At 72.7% G+C, this 877-nt stretch carries 1 protein-coding gene; it reads right to left on the bottom strand.

The window, feature by feature from the left end; translation table 11 throughout:
- Nucleotides 1–121: 121 nt before the first annotated feature.
- Nucleotides 122–877: ketoacyl-ACP synthase III family protein (locus AB0G02_RS36590; protein WP_360803989.1), on the bottom strand; the 756-nt coding region annotated here is incomplete at its 5' end.

The raw sequence follows: 877 nt of genomic DNA, 5'->3' as shown, positions 1-877 counted from the left end.
GCCCGCAGGACCGACGCGCACTGGTCCACCAGTTCCGCGAGCTCGCCGTAGCTGGTCACCCCCTGGGCACTGTGCACGGCAGGCTGGGCCGGGTCGTGCTCGGCCGACCGTTCCCAGGCGTTCACGGCACCTGCTCCGTCACCTGGACGACCGCCAACGTGCAGGCGAACCCGCTGCCCCCGCCGACCAGCAGCACCGTGTCGCCGGGGCGCACGGCGCCCGTCGTCACCAGGTGGTGCAGGCCGACCAGGTTGTCGGCGGCGCCCAGGTGCCCGGTCGTCGCACCGAAATCCCAGGTGGACAGCGCGTCGTCGATCCCCAGGATGCGTTGGAACAGGCCGAGTATCACCGGCTGGGTGGCCACGACCGGCACCGCGTGGGTGATCCGGTCAGCGGTGGTGCCGGCCTCGTCCAGCACCTGCTTGAACGTCTCCGTGATCACGCCCTTGATCCGCTCCAGGTGCTCCTGCACGGGCACGACGTGGCTGTGGTACCGCCCGCGCATCCCGGTGAAGTCCACCGGCCCGGCACCGGGCGGGAACCCGTCGCCGCGCGACTCCGCTTCCAGGCCGTTGTCGAAACCGGTGGCGATGGCGGTGATCCGGGCGAAGCCGCCGTGCGCGCTCAGCAGCAGCGCACCGGCGCCGTCGCCGAACACCGTCTGGGAGTCGGAGTTCCACCGGTCGAAGCCCGCCGTGTCGAACCGGTCGGCCGCGGTGACGAGCACGTGGCCACCGCCGTCCGCGAGCAGTCGCGCGCCCAGTTCCACCGCCGCGAGGCCGCCGTTGCACGATTGGAGGACGTCGTAGCCGGGAACGCCGGCGCCGAGGGTGTGCGCCGCCACGTACGGCGCGGCGGACCAGTACCGGGCGCCTTG

Origin of the sequence: Actinosynnema sp. NPDC023658, assembly GCF_040639995.1 — a bacterium.
In the GTDB taxonomy this organism is placed as follows: Bacteria; Actinomycetota; Actinomycetes; order Mycobacteriales; family Pseudonocardiaceae; genus Actinosynnema.
The sequence above is the reverse complement of the archived record's forward strand: the minus strand, read 5'-3'. Positions and strand labels throughout refer to the sequence as shown.